This is a genomic window from Eubacterium sp. An11 (genome assembly GCF_002161065.1).
GTDB lineage: Bacteria > Bacillota > Clostridia > Lachnospirales > Lachnospiraceae > Anaerobutyricum > Anaerobutyricum faecale.
Genome location: NZ_NFLV01000043.1, coordinates 1 through 16,067 on the forward strand (window position 1 = coordinate 1; position 16,067 = coordinate 16,067).

General features: G+C 45.6%; 8 protein-coding genes, 1 tRNA gene and 1 pseudogene. 8 read left to right on the plus strand and 2 right to left on the minus strand.

The window, feature by feature from the left end:
* The first annotated feature begins 125 nt into the window (after nucleotides 1-125).
* The 8 genes and pseudogenes from B5E53_RS17425 to B5E53_RS17460 all read left to right on the plus strand — a co-directional run bounded on the left by B5E53_RS17425 (nucleotide 126) and on the right by B5E53_RS17460 (nucleotide 13,675).
* Nucleotides 126-1,775, plus strand: coding sequence for a histidine kinase (locus tag B5E53_RS17425; RefSeq protein WP_087317335.1), 1,650 nt, complete (start codon nucleotides 126-128; stop codon nucleotides 1,773-1,775).
* Nucleotides 1,765-3,258 carry an ABC transporter substrate-binding protein gene (locus tag B5E53_RS17430; RefSeq protein ID WP_087317337.1) on the plus strand — a complete coding sequence of 498 codons (1,494 nt, stop codon included), beginning with the start codon at nucleotides 1,765-1,767 and terminating at the stop codon, nucleotides 3,256-3,258. The genes B5E53_RS17425 and B5E53_RS17430 overlap by 11 nt, the downstream gene beginning before the upstream one ends.
* Nucleotides 3,259-3,471: 213 nt before the next feature.
* The gene (locus tag B5E53_RS17435; RefSeq protein WP_087317339.1) at nucleotides 3,472-5,484 is read left to right on the plus strand and encodes a nucleoside hydrolase-like domain-containing protein; all 2,013 of its coding nucleotides are present in this window, start codon (nucleotides 3,472-3,474) and stop codon (nucleotides 5,482-5,484) included.
* A 302-nt stretch (nucleotides 5,485-5,786) separates the two neighbouring features.
* Nucleotides 5,787-7,946: pseudogene (locus B5E53_RS19880) on the plus strand (DNA topoisomerase III); the annotation flags it as partial.
* Nucleotides 7,947-9,687: 1,741 nt separating this feature from the next.
* A complete protein-coding gene (locus B5E53_RS17445) occupies nucleotides 9,688-11,391 on the plus strand; it encodes an ABC-ATPase domain-containing protein (RefSeq protein ID WP_087317343.1) in 1,704 nt (567 codons plus the stop codon).
* Between the two features lie 268 nt (nucleotides 11,392-11,659).
* A complete protein-coding gene (tig, locus tag B5E53_RS17450) occupies nucleotides 11,660-12,820 on the plus strand; it encodes a trigger factor (protein WP_087317345.1) in 1,161 nt (386 codons plus the stop codon).
* Between the two features lie 185 nt (nucleotides 12,821-13,005).
* Nucleotides 13,006-13,091 (plus strand) — tRNA-Leu (locus B5E53_RS17455).
* Between the two features lie 227 nt (nucleotides 13,092-13,318).
* Entirely contained in the window at nucleotides 13,319-13,675 is a 357-nt protein-coding gene (locus B5E53_RS17460; RefSeq protein ID WP_087317347.1) for a cupin domain-containing protein, read from the plus strand.
* Between the two features lie 84 nt (nucleotides 13,676-13,759).
* Here B5E53_RS17460 and B5E53_RS17465 read toward each other — a convergent pair whose 3' ends face one another.
* Together B5E53_RS17465 and B5E53_RS17470 are read right to left on the minus strand one after the other, a co-directional pair.
* Nucleotides 13,760-14,080, minus strand: a complete 321-nt coding sequence (locus B5E53_RS17465) for a hypothetical protein (protein ID WP_087317349.1) — start codon at nucleotides 14,078-14,080, stop codon at nucleotides 13,760-13,762.
* A gap of 343 nt (nucleotides 14,081-14,423) precedes the next feature.
* Nucleotides 14,424-15,740 (minus strand): IS110 family transposase, encoded by a 1,317-nt coding sequence (locus B5E53_RS17470; protein ID WP_087317351.1) that lies wholly within the window; start codon nucleotides 15,738-15,740, stop codon nucleotides 14,424-14,426.
* Nucleotides 15,741-16,067: the final 327 nt, after the last annotated feature.

Below are 16,067 nucleotides of genomic sequence, written 5' to 3' on the forward strand. Positions count from 1 at the left end.
GATTTACAGCATATAGCTTATCTTCAACAGATATTTTCTTTTTAGGCATAAAATATACTCCCTCCTAAGTGACAAGTTTTTATTATTTCACTTGTCTACCCAGAAGGGAGCATATCAGATTTGTGATGACCATTATTATTTTTTTAATGGTCATTTTTGAGTGCGCGGCAATCACTGGCAGCATAGTGATTGCCAGAACACTGAGGCGGGAGAGACAGTATTCCTTTGCGTCGGTGCTGGAAATGTATTCTGTTAATCTGGAAGAAGAACTGAAATTGATTGATGATTTCATGTTGTCGTCTATTATGATTGAGGGAAACGTGCGGGAAATTTTGCAGAGCGGTACAGAACTGGACAGATATCTGGCGGAAATCCGTATGGAGAAATCTTTTGTGGAGGAGACCAGACATATGGATCATCTTTCCGGTGCCGTGTGGTATGCGCCAGGCATAGATACAAGAGTTTCCATGATAAAAAATGACGGAGATGTTTTTGGAAAAAATATTTCGTTTCATGTGAACCGTGTGATTGAGTGGATGCACCGAAAAAATCCGGCGGATTGGTTTTTCTATGATATGGACGGGAAAAATTATCTCGTACGGGTATTGGAAAACAGAAATACCTATATGGTAGGCTGGATTGATACGGAAGTGATTTTCCAGAATATGAGACAAGTCCTGCCGCAGGATTATCATCATCTGTATTTGTGTGTGGACGGAGAAATGCGTCAAAATGAGGGCGAAGGCCAGACTGAACAGGATTTTCTTCGGGAAGGGGGTACAAAAGAGACCCCGTATCAGCTCATCAGGCCAAAACAGGAGTACCGGGTGGCGCTCTGCCTGAAACTGCCCAACAGCAGAATATATACATTTCTCTCTAATCCATATCTGTTGGTATCTGTGGTTTTGCTTTTGTCCGGGATATTACTTTTTATTATTTTTCAGAAATTGACCCAGTATTTTATCCAGCCGATGCATTCGCTCAAAGACGCTATGATCAAGATGCAGGAAGGCGATTTTGACGTCCGGATGGATAACAGCAGCGCCATTTATGAGTTTACTCTGCTCAATGACAACTTCGACCGGATGGCGGAAAAAATAAAAAAACTGAAAATTACAGTCTATGAGAAACAGCTGGAGAAACAATCTGTGGAACTGCAATATCTACAGCATCAGATCAATCCTCATTTTCTGACCAACTGCATGAATACCATTCGCAGTCTTTTGGTAATAGGCGATATAGAGAAAGCCGAGCAGTTCACAACGCTGTTAAGCAAAAATATTCGATACGATTTGTCCACAAGAGTCAAAATTTCTCTGGGAGAGGAACTCAATCACGTGAAAAACTATGTGGCTTTGCAGCAGATCCGTTATGAAAAGCAGCTGTCTCTCCATCTGTCAGCGGACGAAACATTGCTGGGATATGAAGTGCCCAACATGATTATTCAGACCTTTGTGGAGAATTCGGTGAAGCATCAAATGAGTCCCGATGAACTTCTGAATATTTATGTCTCCGTGGAGAAAGAAGGAAATCGGATTCATATGGAAGTGGAGGACAGCGGGGAAGGATTTTCACCGGAACTTCTGATGCATCTGCGGAGAGGTGAAGCTATCGTGAAAAATGGTGTGGAACATATCGGAATAAAAAATGTTGTGAAACGTCTGCAGATTATGTATCAGGGAGGGGCGGAAATCTTATTTTCCAATTCCAAAAGAGGAGCGTTGGTTACGATTGTTCTCCCTGTGAGTATGGAGGTGGAGGAGCATGAAGCATAGGAAAAAGCGGGTGATAAAATATATGATGGTCAGTCTGTGGATGATGGGAATCAGCGTGGCGCTCGGCGCCTGTGCGCCGTCGGGCGCCTCCGAAACATCTACAGAGCAAACAAAAGAGTATCCGAGGCTGGTTGTCGTCAACGCCGGCTCCTACGGAGATACCGAAGGCTTTGCCCTGGTGGAAGAAGAAATCAACAAGATTACCAGAAAAAAGCTGGGAGTGGAAGTGGATTTTAAAATCATCGGTGATGACTATAACAACACGGTGGAGCTGATGCTGACAGGCGGTGAACATGTGGATATTTTGTGTGCCTCTAATACGCTCTTTATGAAAATGTACATCAATCGCCAGCTCTGCGATCTGGAGGATCTGCTGGAAAAATACGGACAGGACATTATTGATGCGGTGGGGATGGACTATATCGACTGCTGCCGGATCGGCGGGGTTCTTTATGGTCTGCCCAATAACCGGGACTATGCCGCCGGATGGGACTCCTATGCTCTGAGAAAAGATATTCTCGATAAGTATGATATCCGGGTGGAGGATATCAGGAGCATAGAAGATCTGGAGAAGATTTTTGATATGATACTGGAAAAAGAGCCGGGTATGGTTCCTCTGGCCTGCAGCGGTTCCATGTTTTCTAATTTTGCCCTGGCCGACGGAATCAACAGTTTTCCGGCAGGAGGTCATACCAACTATGGACAGGACGAGGAAGTCGTCAACATTTTTGAGACGAAGGAATACCGGCAGCAATTACGGAGAGTGCGCAAGTGGTATCTGAAAGGATATCTTGGTCAAAACATTCTGGAGAGCGCCACAGGAGCCACGGGAATGATCCGGAATGGCACAGCCTTTGCCATGGCGGTGAAGAATAAGCCTGGAATCAAAATGCAGGAAACCCTGAAATGCGGACGGGAGCTGGAGATCGTTCAGTTTGGTGAGACTGCCATCAGTTATAATAGTATGGCCGCTTACCCGTGGATGATTACTAAAAATACGGTTTCGGAAGAATTGTCTATGAAGCTTCTGAATCTTTTATATAAAGACGCGGATATCATGAATCTATTGTCCTATGGTATCGAGGGTACAGATTATGTGAAGACAAAAGACGGTTTCATCACGCTGCCGGAAGGAAAAGATTCCAATCCCTATTATGGAAATGCCTGGAGACTGCCCAACCAGTTTATTACTTACGTGTGGGAAGGAAATCCGCCGGATTTATGGGAAGAGATGCGCCGCTGGAATGAAAATGCGCTGAAAAGTTGTGAAATCGGATTTAATTTTAATATTTTTCCTGTGTCAAAACAATATCTGGAGCTGGAAGAAATCTACAATACGTACAAACCGATTCTGGAAAGTGGTATGGTCAATCCGGAACAGGGACTGTCCCGGATGCTCTCCGAGATGAAAGAACACGGTTTGGATGAGGTGATTGCGGAAAAGAAAAAGCAATTTGAAATCTGGAAGAACAGCCAGAAATAAATTGTCGGAAATGTATAAAATACGTGCGGTTTACTTATATTTTTGTGTATTTTGCCATGTTATGATTTTCTTATCTTAGAAAAATTCACAAAAGGAGGAGAGAATAACATGACAAAAACATGGAAAACGTGGGCTGCAGCCGGTTTGTCTGCTATGCTTGTCATCGGTATGATCCCGTATTAGCCGGCGGAGGCAAAGGCAAAGAAAGCTGCTGTGAAGCCGGCCAAAGTGACGATTTCAGTGGGACAGAAGAAAAAGCTGAAATTAACGAGAAAACCGGCTGGCGCCAAGATCACCTGGAAGAGCACGAATAAGAAAGTGGCTAAGGTGAATAAAAAAGGTGTTGTAAAAGGCAAGAAGCCTGGAAAAGCAACGATCAAAATTAAGATCAAACCGAAAAAAGGAAAGGCGTACACACTGAAAAGCCGTGTTACCGTAAAAGCAGCGGCAACAACTCCAACGACGCCAACAACTCCAACAACGCCAACAAACCCAATGACACCGGAAACGCCGACAACATCAACAACGCCGGAAACGTCAGTACCGGATGTGAAAGTGTCAGGAATTACCACGAACACAGCGGAACAGTCCATGAAGGTGGGAGATACCTTTACGATTGAGACGACAGTAGCTCCGGCCAACGCCACCAATAAAACACTTACATTTACCAGTTCAGACACCAAGGTGGCAGAGGTCAACAATAAGGGTGTTGTCACAGCCAAAAAGGGCGGAGAAACGGTCATCACTATCGCTGCTCAGGATGGCAGCGGCGTAACGGCCAAAGTGAATGTGACGGTGGCATATGAGACTGCTAATACCGGAAAGGTACGGACCGTGGTCACTACAGACGGTGAAGTGGACGACCAGGATTCCTTTATGCGGCTGATGTTGTACGCCAATGAGATGGACATTGCAGGCATCATCATGACAAGCTCTACATATCATTATGCCGGCGGCACCATGAAGGATGGCACAGTGGTGGAACCGTACCGCTGGACAGGAAAAGAGTGGATTTATAACGTTTTGGACAGATATGAAGAGGTATATCCAAATCTCTGCGAGAACGCGGACGGATATCCGGAACCAGGATATTTGAAGAGTATCACAAAGATTGGAAATATCAAAAATGTAGGAGATATGGAAGAGCCTACAGAAGGGTCTGACTTCCTGAAAGACATTCTTCTGGATGATGACGAGAGAACTCTTTATATTCAGACCTGGGGCGGAACTAATACCACAGCCAGAGCCCTGTATGATATTGAGCAGCAGTACAAAGGCACCCCGCAGTGGGATGAGATTTATAATAAGATCTGTGAAAAAGCAGTGATTTATATTATTCTTAGTCAGGATGATACATTTGAAAAGTATATCGCTGTAAACTGGCCGGATATCAGTATTATCCATGATACCGGAACGTTCTGGAGATTTGCTTACATGTGGAAAAGAGTGGAGCCGGAGCTGACTACCCGTCTGCAGGGAGACTGGAATTATGAGAATATCAAAACCAGTCACGGTCCGTTACTGGACGGCTATCATCTGATGGGCGACGGTACTCTTCTTCCGGGAGAATTAGATAATGAGCAGAGAGGATCCGAAGAATATCTGATCAATAATCCACAGTATAACCGGTATGATTTTATTTCTGAGGGAGATTCTCCATCTTTCTTCTATCTGCTGGATACCGGTTTAAGAAGTCTGGAAGACCCGACTTACGGCGGCTGGGGCGGACGTTTCGGCATTGATACCGACGGCGCTTACCGGAATATTGTGAAGGATTATAATCCATATAAAGAGGGCGACGACAAGATGGATGGCAATTATACCCTCACCCGCTGGTTTGATGATATTCAGGATGATTTCGCAGCAAGAGCAGACTGGTGTGTGGATTCCTATGAAGATGCCAACCACAGGCCAACAGTTTCTGTGAAAGAGGGGCTTGATCTCACGGCAGCACCGGGAGAAAGGATTAAACTTCACGCTAAGGCAACAGATCCGGATGGAGATCACCTGACATATAAATGGTGGCAGTATTTTGAGGCGGACACTTATGACGGTGAGGAAGATGGAAGTCTTTCTGCAATTGGCGCTTCCACAGATACTGTAAGCTTTGTGGTACCGGAGGATGCAGAAGCTGGCGATACTATCCATATGATTATTGAAGTGGAAGACAATGGAGCCCACGGTATGAAACACTATCAGCGTGTGATTGTGACAGTGGAAGAATAAGATGGGCGGAAGCGGTAAAAAGTCAGATATTACATCGATTATTATACAGATTGAATAAATACGTTGAAATGATCGGGGAGAGAACGAGAGTTCTCTCCTCCTTTTTTGCATCCATAAAACCATCATAAAAATCCCCGGGCACACCTGTTGGACCGGCATAACACATGAGTGTTGGAAAAGAAATGAAATTCATGTATAATGAAAGAATGTCAGGAAAGCATATATTTTGTAAAATGTAAAGTAGATGGGGAAATTTCGGGAAATATTTATATTATATATAGAAAGAACAGCGGAGAATGAAAATGAAGAAATTAGTATTGGCAGAAAAGCCTTCGGTGGCAAGGGATATTGCCCGGGTGCTGGGCTGTAAAAAACAGACGAAAAATTATATCGAAGGTGACAAATATGTGGTTACCTGGGGGCTGGGACATCTGGTGACCCTGGCAGACCCGGAGGGATATGACAAGAAGCTGAAAACCTGGCGGATGGAAGATCTGCCTATGATGCCGGAGCATCTGAAACTGGTGGTGATCCCGCAGACCAGAGGACAGTTCCAGGCGGTGAAAAATCAGCTGGAAAGAAAAGACATTTCTGAGGTGATCATTGCCACCGATGCCGGACGGGAGGGAGAGCTGGTGGCCAGATGGATCCTGGTAAAAGCCGGCTGTAAGAAGCCGCTGAAGCGGCTGTGGATTTCATCAGTGACAGACAAGGCAATCCGGGAGGGATTTGCTCATCTGAAAGATGCGAAGGAATATGACAATCTCTACAGGGCAGCGGTAGCCCGGGCCGAAGCGGACTGGCTGGTGGGAATCAACGCCACCCGGGCGCTGACCTGCAAATATAATGCGCAGCTTTCCTGCGGACGGGTGCAGACGCCGACCCTTGCCATGATTGCAGCGAGAGAAGAAGAAATCCGTCATTTTGTTCCAAAGCCGTATTACGGGCTGCAGGCAGGCTGGAAAAGCGTCACATTTACGTGGAAGGAAAAAGGAAGCGGGAGTTCTTCAGTATTTTCTAAGGAATCAAGAGACCGGGCTTATGACCGGGCCAGGAATGCGGAGGGAAAAGTGATCTCAGTCAAAAAGACAAAGAAGACTTCCCATCTGGATGGATTATATGATCTGACGACCCTGCAGAGGGATGCCAATCAGAGGTTTGGCTTTTCCGCAAAACAGACTCTGAATCTCATGCAGAGTTTGTATGAACATCATAAGATTCTGACCTATCCGAGAACCGATTCCCGTTATCTGACCACCGATGTGGCGGAGACGTTAAAAGAGAGGGTATCGGCGGTGGCTGTGGGCCCTTATCGGACATATGCAAACAGTATCCTGAAAGGAAAAATAAAAACAGGGCCGTCCTTTGTGAATAATAAGAAGGTGTCCGATCATCATGCGATTATCCCTACGGAGCAGCCGGTCATACTGGCGCAGCTCTCGGTGGATGAGAGAAAGATTTTTGATTTGGTGGTACGGCGTTTTCTGGCAATGCTGTATCCTTCCTATGAATATGAACAGACGGCAGTGACGGTGGATTGCGGAGGGGAGACCTTTGAGGTGAAAGGAAATGTACCGCTCCGGCCGGGCTATAAAGAGGTACTTACCGATCAGGACGGAGACACAGAGCGGGTCCTTCCGGCCTGGACAGAAGGCGAGAAGCTGGGAAGCCCGGCTCTTCACCGGACAGAAGGTAAGACGAAGCCTCCGGCAAGGTTTACGGAAGGAACGCTTCTGCAGGCCATGGAAAATCCGGTAAAATATATGCAGAGTAAGGATAAAACTGCAGCGAAAACACTGCAGGAGACAGGCGGACTGGGAACCGTGGCCACCCGGGCGGATATCATCGATAAATTGTTCCGATCTTTTCTCATTGAGAAAAAAGAAAATGAGATTCATATGACAGGTAAAGCGAAACAGTTGTTGCAGCTGGTGCCGGAGGATTTGAAAAAACCGGAATTGACAGCCCAATGGGAGATGAAGCTTTCTAATATAGCGGCAGGAAAATTGCGGCAGAATGCGTTTATGAAAGAAATCCGCACCTATGCCACCGGACTGACCGAAAAGATTAAAGGCGGAGAAGGAACGTTCCGCCATGATAATCTGACCAATAAGCACTGTCCGCAGTGCGGCAAACGGTTGCTGGCCGTCAACGGCAAACAGGGAAAACTTCTGGTGTGTCAGGACAGAGAATGCGGTTACAGGGAACGGGTTTCCCGCCTTACCAATGCCCGGTGTCCGGTATGCCATAAAAGAATGGAACTCATTGGCCAGAAAGATAATCAGAAGTTTGTCTGTGTCTGCGGGCATAAAGAGTCCATGAAGGCCTTTGAGGAACGGCGCAAACGGGAAGGCGCCGGCGTATCGAAAAAGGATGTACAGAACTATATGAAGAAGATGAAAAAAGAAGAAAAACAGCCGGTGAACAATGCCCTGGCGGACGCTCTGGCTAATATCAAACTGTGTCTGCTGCTGGCCTTTGGAGTGCTGGCGCTGATGACTGTGCGGACTGACGCTGTGGCGGCGGAAACGGCGGTCAGTGGGAACAGCGCAGTTGTCTCTGCTGCAGCGCAGAAAATCAACGCTGACGGCGAGCAGATTGCCCGCATGTTTCCGACGGATATGGATGTGAGGCCGGTGGTTGCTCATTCTATCAAATATGATATGGTAAATGTATACAGTGACGCCGCGCTTTCCAGGCAGACTGGTCAGGTGGACGGAGGGACTCTGCGCCTTACCGCTTACCGGGTGGACGGAAATAGTATTTATGGGGATTATGTGAGTGGCGATACTCAAGGCAGCGGCTGGTTTCCGGTGGATATCTTTGTGGAGGATCCGGACTATGAGCCGGTATACGCCACCACCAGAGATGCCATGTATGCCTACACGGACAGTAGTTTTGACGAGGTGCGGGGCAATATCAAAAAATATACAGGAATTATCGTAGTAAGCCGGGAAGGCGGAAGCCGCCAGGTTATTTATGAGACGAAGGATGGTTATGAAATTGGGTGGATGACCAGCGACGCATTTTCTAACTGTCTGCTTTATGACGGGAGAGAAAAACAGATACTTGCTGATGGAACTTATGTGCTCTGGTGCGGCTATGCCGATGATGCCGACGGAGGCGCGGCTCTGAACAGCCAGAGTGGTCTTGTTTCCTATGACAGCTATACCATGGAGCTGGTCTATGTATCTGATAATAACTATTATATACTGAATCAGGAGACCGGGCAGTACCTGTCGGCAGAAAGAGCATCCTCCGGCGGTGAAGAGACTGCGGAGAATGTTAAAAAAACATCATCTGAAAGCAAAACAGAAGAGGATGGTACAGAAAACGAGACCGCAGCTGCATGGACACCGGTATGGACGGCAGAACCCGATGAGACTTATGGTTTGTTCCATTTTAACCGGAATACCGGCTCTTTTGCCATACAGAACACGGCCTGCCGCCTGTTCCTGGCACAAAATGAAAACAGGGAGCTGGTGTTTGTGACGAACCGCCAGAGCGACGCCAGTCATTGGAGAGTCAGCGCCGCAGAAAAAATGCTGGATAAAGCGCAGCCTATGATATTTACTCAATATGACCCGCAGTGGTGCGGTACGCCATATGGCGGAGGAGGCAGTATGGGTACGGCAGGCTGCGGCGTTTTGGCCGCCGTCAATGCGGTGTATTCTCTGTCCGGCCAGTATATGGATGTGATGGAGCTGGCGGATTACGCAGTGGAAAAGAATTACAGGATTGTGGGCAGCGGTACTGACGACGGTATCTTCAAGGCGGCTTGTCAGAAGTTTGGAAGAAAATATAACTTTGCCTGGGATGGAAAGAGCGGAAGTATTGACGTGCTGAAAGAAAAACTGCAGGCAGGAGATGTGGCTATTGTTCATGTGCAGGGACACTATGTGGTCATCGGCGCTTACAGTAAAAAGAAAGATAAATATCTTCTGCTTGACTCTAACTACCTGCCGAAACGGGCGACCAGCGCTTTTGGAGACTGGATTTCTGTGGACCGGCTGTTGTCCGGAAGTCTGGAAGTACAGAGCTTTTATTTCTATAAGCTGCGGGATACGGCAGGAAATACTGGCACGCAGGCGCAGTGAAAATAAATATATCTGAACGGGCAGCAAAAGCCAGAGAAAAGATGCGTTGATCTGCTGCCACAAAAACCAGGAGTTATCTGATGACAGAATAGAAAAGAGGAAATATATGAACAGACTAGAAGACCTGCGGCGGGTGCTGCAGCGAATCGATCATAAAAGTTATGGAATGTATAAAAGTTTGGCGGGAGCCTACGAATGTGGCAAATATGTCCTGCACATCGATCATGTGCAGGGAGACCCTTTCGCTTCCCCGTCCCGGCTGCGGTTTGAAATAAAAAAGGCGGATCACGGCTTTCCGGAGGAATACTGGAGAGAAAAACACCGGAAACTGGCTCTGGAAGATCAGGTACTTCGAAGATTTAACGGGTTCCTCCGAAAAATGGACAGAGGAAGCAAGGGCTCTGGCAAAAGCGGCAGAATCACGACCTGCCGTACCGGGCAGAAGGTACTGGAACGGATTGCTGTAGTTTTTTCAGAAAATAAAATGGAGCTCCGTTTTGAAATGGGATTTCCGGCCAGGGGAAGGAGCATTCTCGCCGATGAGATGAGCCGGCTGCTTTTTGATATCCTGCCAAAACTGGCCGGCGGCTGTCTGTTTTACGGCCGTTGGGATGCTGGAAGCCGGAAACGCCTGCAGGCAGCTATTTTTCTGGCGGATGACCAGAAAGCGCTGAGAGAAGAACTGGAAAAAAGAAAACTGGCAGCCTTTGTGGCTGACGGAGCTGTTCTTCCACGGGAAAGCGGCATTTCTGATCTGCCTATGAAAGAAGCGGTGGCATTCCGGTCTCCGGAAACTCTGAGGACGGAAATACGTCTGCCCCATAAGGGAACGATCACCGGCATGGGAATTCCGGAGGGAATCACTGTCATTGTGGGCGGAGGCTACCATGGAAAATCCACCCTGCTGAAAGCGCTGGAACAGGGCGTTTATAATCATATCGCCGGGGATGGCAGAGAGTATGTAGTTTCCCGGGATCATGCCATGAAAATCCGGGCGGAGGATGGCAGAAGTGTGCTTCACACGGATATTTCCATGTTTATCAATCATCTGCCAAACGGACAGGATACCACGGATTTCTCCACGGAGAACGCCAGCGGCAGCACTTCCCAGGCGGCAAATCTGGTGGAAGCTCTGGAAGCGGAATCCCGGTTACTGCTTCTGGATGAGGATACCTCCGCCACAAACTTTATGATTCGTGATAAGGTGATGGCACGGCTGGTATCCGATGACCGGGAACCCATCACGACGCTGCTGCGTCATATCCGTGCGCTCTATGAGCGGCATGGCATTTCCTTTGTGATCGTGGTGGGAAGCTCCGGTGATTATCTGTCTGTGGCAGATCACGTGCTGCAGATGGATCGCTATGAAGTAAAGGATGTGACCGGAACGGCAAAGAATATTTGTGAAGAAGAGCACATCAGCGGACAGTATCCGGCGGGTCCGCTTGTTTTTCCGGACTTTTCCCGGGCATTGAAACCGGCTGGCGCCGGCAGAATGAAAATGAAAGCCATGGGAACCGATACAGTGATGCTGGACCGGGAGACTGTGGATGTGCGCTATCTGGAGCAGCTCTCTGATGACGGCCAGACGGTGGGACTGGCCTACCTCATGGGATGGATCCTGGCAAATCAGCGTGAGAAAATGACAATCTCCGCGCTTCTTGACGATATGTATCGTCAGATTGAGAAAAAAGGTCTGCAGACATTTATTCCACAAAACTATTCCTGCGGACATCCGGTGCTTCCGAGAAAACAGGAGCTTTTTGCCTGTCTTAACCGATATCGCCGGGCGAAAATTGTCCGGAGATAAAGGATGATAAGATTCCGGCAGCGATCGTGGATAAAAACGATGGAGTCTGGAACCGGGAGGCAGAGGAATATTTCCTTGCAAATGCGTCGGACATCGCACAGAAATGTGACGATTAAAAGTCAATATATGTAGTTTTTGTGAAGGTTGTTGAGTTTTTCAGAGCAAAATGTTAAAGTAAAACGTACGAAAATACAGCCCGGAAAACTAAAAATCAAAGCCGGCTGCAGTGCGCATCCGGCTGCATATCAGAAATAAGGAGTTATGATTTATGAGAAAATTTGTTTCAGCAATGATACTTGGCGCAGCTCTTCTGGCATTGGGCGGCTGCGGTAATTCCAAGGATAATGCCCCGGAGTCAACGACGGAGGCCGGCGGAGAGACCGCGCAGATTCACGATATTGACATTGATGCCGGCGAGTATGTCAAACTGGGAGATTATAAAGGACTCACCGTGGAGAGCTCGCCTGTGGAGGTGACAGACGAAGAAGTAGATGAACAGGTGGAACTGCTGGCAGAAGATTACGCGGAATATAAAGAGATTACTGACAGAGATACTGTGCAGGAGAATGATTATGTCAACATGGATTATACCTGCACCATCGACGGCCAGGTCAACGAAGATTATTCCGAGACTGATGTGGATACACAGATTGGCGACCAGGAATACAGTATCGAGGGCGCATATGATCTGGATGAGGAGCTGACCGGCGCCAAGGTCGGTGACACCATCACCATTAATTTTACGTTCCCGGATGATTATGATGACACCGAAGTGGCCGGCAAGGACTGCACCATGGAAGTAACTGTGAACTCCATTGAAGAAGAAGTGATACCGGAGATCACCGATGAGTTCATCAGTGAAAATACGGACTGCGATACAGTGGAAGAATACAGGGAGCAGACCAGACAGGAGCTGGAGGATTCTTATAACAGTGAGGTAGAGCAGACAGTAGAGAACGATCTCTGGAATAAGATCGTGGATAACTGCACACAGATCAAGGATTTCCCTCAGGATGTCATTGACCAGGAAGTGACCAATCTCACAGCCGAGAACGAAGAGTGGGCCGGATATTTTGGCATGGACGTCGACGATTTCATTGAGGAATACTATGGCATGTCCCTGGAAGATTACGCACAGAGTACGCTGTTGAGCCAGTGTGTGCAGGATCTCCTTGTGGAAGCAGAAGGCCTGACTGTGACAGACGAGGAATATCAGACAGAGATTCAGAGCTATATTGATGACTACGGTTATGAAGATGAAGACGAGATCATGGAATACTATACGGAAGATGAGATCCGCTCTGATATCTTATACAATAAGCTGATGAATAATTTATTAAGCTACACCAATGTGGTAGAAGGAAGCACAGACACGGAAGCGGCTGCTGAGACAGATACAGCCGCGGAGGCAGATACTGCAGCGGAGTAAGAAAAGCTTTGAAAAAACGATACTCTGCGGCGAAAAAGTGACAGCAATCACAGAAAACGCCGCAGAGTTTTTTGTTGTCAGAAAAGGGGATATTCTCAGAAAATATAAGAAAACTCAAAAATTTAAAAAAATTGAAAAAAGTACTTGCATTTTAGAAAAAGTTATGGTATCATCTGTTCTTGTAAGCGGATATGGCGGAATTGGCAGACGCGCTAGATTCAGGTTCTAGTGAGCAATATCGCTCATGCAAGTTCAAGTCTTGTTATCCGCACTGAATAGAAAGACATCCGGAAGCATTAGTTAATATGTTTCCGGATGTTTTTTTATTTCATAGGAAATTGTGTTCCTATGAAATAAAAAACGCTCCGAGGGAATCGCACTGCGGCAGATAGGACGATACCGCTTTTGCGACCCGCTGCAGGCGGAGAATCCTGCTTTGCAGGCCCCTTTCTTGTTTTACAGAAATCGGCATTTTTTATGATCAGGAGGAAGAATAAAATGTATGTGGTAGATGAAAAAGATAAAGAATATCGTTATGGTGATCATGGCCCTAAATATTTGATGCAGGGACCGAGATCGAGTTTTGGTATTTGTCAGCTCAGACCGGGGGAAATATATGCACCTCACGAACATCACATAATGGAAGAAAATTTCTACGTATTGAAAGGAACGTTACAGGTGGAAATTGATGGGGTTGTAACTATGGTGGAAGAAGGTCAGATGTTCCATGTGGAACCGGGAGAATTTCATAAATGTTCTAACCCGACGAATGATTATATTCAGTACATCATTACCTGCGCGCCGTTTGCTCCCAATGATAAATACATGGAAAAACATGAAATTCAGGAACAATGATAAGAGTAAATGATGTATAACTAAGACAACGAGACTTCAGGCGAAGTCTCGTTGTTTTATGATACGATAATGAATACTTGCATTTTATGCCGGGTGATTTTTGGCGTTAAAACAATGGACAGTGAGTGTGATATCCCCCTTCAGTCTGGCAGTGTATCCGGCAACAGCGTCTTCCAGTAACTCTTCGTCCTCGCCAAGTTTATCATAAGATTCCACCGTTGGAATGGTGACAATGCCTTCCTGTCCGGCCAGGTTGAATTGAATCTCATCGTCGTCATCATAATAATTAAAAAAACAGGAATCAAAGGAAATCCAGAGTCCGCCGATTCGCATATTTCCGACAATTCCCCGATAGTTGCGCAGCAGGGTGTGAAACTCTGCTGTTTTTGATGTTGAGAGTGCCATGTTGTGCTCCTTCTTTCTTTATAGTTTTTTATGTCATTATAGCATATCTCATAAAAGTTTAGAAAACAGTCTGCAGATAAAAATCAAAAATCATAAAATGCTGTGAGAAAATATTATTTCACATATCACTATTGATAATTTTTTCAATCTTGTGGAAGTATATATTCAACAGTACAATAAAATTAATAAACAATATAGCTGAAGGATTTGTATAAAAAAGAGTCCAGCTAATAAATGTCAATAGATAAATGAAAAATATTTTTCATCAGAAAAAAGGGCAGACTTTCCCCTTGGTGATAATATCATTTTTAAAAAGATATTGATTCGTTGGATTTGCAGTATTTTATGCAGCTATGTTGCATTTATCAGCATTGTATTGTTTGATATGCTCTTGAGGAGTAATGATTTCAAAAGGCTTGTTATCTCTGAGTATTGCAAATATGATGTTGCATACTTTATGTGAAACAGCACCCATTGCTACAAGTTTTGGTTTGGATTCACATTTTTTGAGATAGTAATTACGGAGTACCGGATTTTTGGCTTCTCCTGTACGGGATGTACTGATACTTTGTAAAGCCAGTGTGTGGATTACTCGTCTGGCAATAGCAGATCCTCTTTTGGACATTTGGATTTTGGTGCCTTCAAATTTGCCGGATTGTTTTACGGCCGGATCAAGACCAAAGTAAGCAAAAAGCTGCTTTGGCTTTGAAAAAGCAGAGAAATCGCCAATCTCTCCCATGAGGGATACGGCAGATAAGAACCCTGAACCTTTAAAAGTTTCAATCAAATGGATCTGCCTTACAAAATCAGTACCCTCGTTTGTATCAACCAGTTCATGTAAGGCATCAAGTATGCTGGCGATTTCTTCGTCGTATTTGCGAATAAAACGAATATACAGACGGATACGTCTGATATTACTGTCAATGATGTAACCGAAGTCATTCGCTTCATTTGCAGCCTGGATAATGGCATTATACTTGTTCTGGGCATATGCAAGCCCAAAGCGAGCAGTAGATTTAATGGTGTCAATAATCTCCTGCCTGTCTGCTGCGATAAAGGCAGATGGAGACGTATAAGTTTCCAATAATGTAAGAGATGTATTGGTAGTAACTTTGGAAAAAATGCCAAGATATTGAGGAAAAGCCATTCGTAATTCACCTTGAAGCTTATTTACATAAGCGCTGCGGTTATCCATTAAATCGTAGTATTCACGACAAAGGTTACGGCAGTTGAGGGCAAGGTCAGATGGCATAAGGGAAACCTTTAAATCTGGTTTCAAACCAACCAAAGCAGCTTTTTTGGAATCAAAACGGTCATTATGTACTTTTCGTATGTTGATATTTGTGCTATTCTTAGTGATGATAGGATTAATAACCGAGCAGTTAAAACCCTTATCACGAAGATAGCAGAAGAGTGGGTAATGATAAATTCCCGTGGATTCCAGGAAAATGCGACTTTCCAAGGAATACAACTCTTCTGCTTCTTTTATTTTAGAAACAGCGGTTGTAAGGGAACTCATTTTATTATGTAGGATTTTATAAGGTTTGCCTACGAATTGTTGGTTAGGCAGAGCAATAGACATCCATGAGAAGTCAGCGCCGACATCAATACCAACAGAGATGAATAACTCATCCAGATTAAAAATAACTTTGTTTGACATGAGCAAAAGCTCCTTTCTGATAGGAATCCATTTCCAATCTGGCAGGTACATAACCTAGCGTGTTATACAGGTATAGCCTTCCGGCTCCCGACCAGCTAAAACATAAAACCCTGTCGAATGGACTAATTGACTTTCTTGTAGGTATCAGCTGAGAGTTCAGCTTCCCAGGGGGGAATACATTCTTTATCCCATCCTAAGGGATAATACCTTATGTTTTATCTGGTGTCTATCAGGAACCGTCAGACATGATAATTATTTTAGGATAACATCTGATGAAGGAAGAACACCTTCTTCTGTTATCTAATCATAGAAACTTATTAACCGAGT

Excerpts from the sequence above, each read along its gene's own strand:
- B5E53_RS17425 (WP_087317335.1), top strand. The coding sequence starts at position 126 with ATGACCATTATTATTTTTTTAATGGTCATTTTTGAGTGCGCGGCAATC.
- B5E53_RS17430 (WP_087317337.1), top strand. The coding sequence starts at position 1,765 with ATGAAGCATAGGAAAAAGCGGGTGATAAAATATATGATGGTCAGTCTG.
- B5E53_RS17445 (WP_087317343.1), top strand. The coding sequence starts at position 9,688 with ATGAACAGACTAGAAGACCTGCGGCGGGTGCTGCAGCGAATCGATCAT.
- tig (WP_087317345.1), top strand. The coding sequence starts at position 11,660 with ATGAGAAAATTTGTTTCAGCAATGATACTTGGCGCAGCTCTTCTGGCA.
- B5E53_RS17460 (WP_087317347.1), top strand. The coding sequence starts at position 13,319 with ATGTATGTGGTAGATGAAAAAGATAAAGAATATCGTTATGGTGATCAT.
- B5E53_RS17465 (WP_087317349.1), bottom strand. The coding sequence starts at position 14,080 with ATGGCACTCTCAACATCAAAAACAGCAGAGTTTCACACCCTGCTGCGC.
- B5E53_RS17470 (WP_087317351.1), bottom strand. The coding sequence starts at position 15,740 with ATGTCAAACAAAGTTATTTTTAATCTGGATGAGTTATTCATCTCTGTT.